Annotated in this window: 3 protein-coding genes; all 3 read left to right on the plus strand. The window is 70.4% G+C overall.

Features of this window, described 5'->3' with window-relative positions; translation table 11 throughout:
* On the plus strand, positions 1–478 hold a 478-nt coding region (locus FV222_RS25360; protein WP_348644951.1), incomplete at its 5' end, for a glycosyltransferase.
* On the plus strand, positions 478–813 hold the full coding sequence (locus tag FV222_RS25365; protein ID WP_147762798.1) for a lipid-A-disaccharide synthase N-terminal domain-containing protein: 336 nt from the start codon (positions 478–480) through the stop codon (positions 811–813). The genes FV222_RS25360 and FV222_RS25365, both read left to right, overlap by 1 nt.
* Before the next feature lie 407 nt (positions 814–1,220).
* On the plus strand, positions 1,221–1,624 hold a 404-nt coding region (locus FV222_RS25370; RefSeq protein ID WP_187277474.1), incomplete at its 3' end, for a pyridoxamine 5'-phosphate oxidase family protein.

Genomic DNA, 1,624 nt, shown 5'->3' on the forward strand with positions numbered 1-1,624 from the left:
GGCCGGCCCGATCGTCGCGACGCTCGACGGCGACGGCCAGAACGACCCGGCCTTCATCCCCGTCCTGGTGGCGGCGCTCGAGCAGGCGGGCGAGGGAGCCGGCCTCGCTCAAGGGCAGCGCAAGGGCCGCAAGGACGGGCGCTTCAAGATGATCCAATCCCGCATCGCCAACGGCGTGCGGGGCCGGATCCTCAACGATTCCACCCGCGACACCGGCTGCGGCCTCAAGGTCTTCCGCCGCGCGGTCTACCTGCGCCTGCCGTACTTCGACGCCCTGCACCGGTTCATGCCGGCGCTCGTGGTCCGCGAGGGCTTCGCCATCGTGCACCGCGACGTGGTCGACCGGCCGCGCTTCACCGGCGTGTCGAATTACGGGCTGTTCGACCGGCTCTGGGTCGGCCTGCTCGATCTCGCCGGCGTCTGGTGGCTGATCCGCCGCAAGCGGCCGACGCCCGCCGTCACCGAGGTCCGGACCTGATGCTGATCCAGTTGGCGAAAGACCTGCCGGACTACTTCTACGACGTGTTCGTGACCCGGTTCGACTTCTGGCTGGTCTTCGGCATCGTCGCGCAGCTCGTGTTCGGGTCGCGCTTCATCCTGCAATGGATCGCGAGCGAGCGGGCGGGCCGGAGCGTGATCCCGCTCTCGTTCTGGTTCCTGTCGATCGCCGGCGGGATCATGACCCTGGTCTACGGCTTCGTGCGCCGCGAGCCGGTGATCATCATCGGCCAAGGCCTCTCGACCGGGATCTACCTGCGCAACCTCGCCCTGATCTTCCGCAACCGGCGCGCGGCCGAGACCAAGGCCGGCTGAGCGGGCGCTCCGCTCGAGCCGACCGGTCCCGGGGACCGCTGTGCGATCAGCGCCGCAGGGACGACGGTCGCGGCAGCGTCTACAGGTCGTCGTGGGCGTCGGAGAACCGGGCGAGATGGCGGTCGGCGTAGAGGCAGAGAAAGCCGAGGGCACAGGGCAGCCCGAACAGCATGGCCATCATCCACGGCATATCGTCGACGTCTCTCTGAGAGCGGAAGCCGCGCGACGCTTGCCGACGCGATGCCGATTCGTAACAAATGATAGGGGTGCGTCAAGGCACGCTAGGACACGCCGCCTAGTTTTTCCGGTTCGGCGTTGCGCGCGCAACGCGGCGACGCCGCGCTTGATCCGGCGCTGCGCCCGTGTTTCGTCTCGACCCGTCCAACCCCCACGCCGCCCGGAGCCCGATGCCACAGGACGATGCCCGCGACCCGCTCCCGGCGTTCCACGCCGACCTGGACGCGGCCTTCGCCGAGCTGTGGCGGCTGCTGGCGGACGGAGTCGCACACGGGCGGAGCGCGTTCCACACGCCGAGCGTCGCGACACTGGACCGTACAGGGCGGCCGCGCAGCCGCACGGTGGTGCTGCGGCAGGCCGACGCCGCCACCGGCATCCTGCGCTTCCACTGCGACCGCCGCTCGGACAAGGCCGCCGAGGTCGCCGCCGGGCGGCATTGCGCCCTCCACGCCTACGATCGCGCCGCCAAGGTCCAGATCCGGATCGAGGGCAGCGCCCACGTCCACCTCGACGACGCCGTGGCCGACGCGGCCTGGGACGGCTCGCGGCCGATGAGCCGGGTCTGCTACGGCAT

This window comes from Methylobacterium sp. WL103 (genome assembly GCF_008039885.1).
Taxonomy (GTDB): Bacteria; Pseudomonadota; Alphaproteobacteria; order Rhizobiales; family Beijerinckiaceae; genus Methylobacterium; species Methylobacterium cerastii.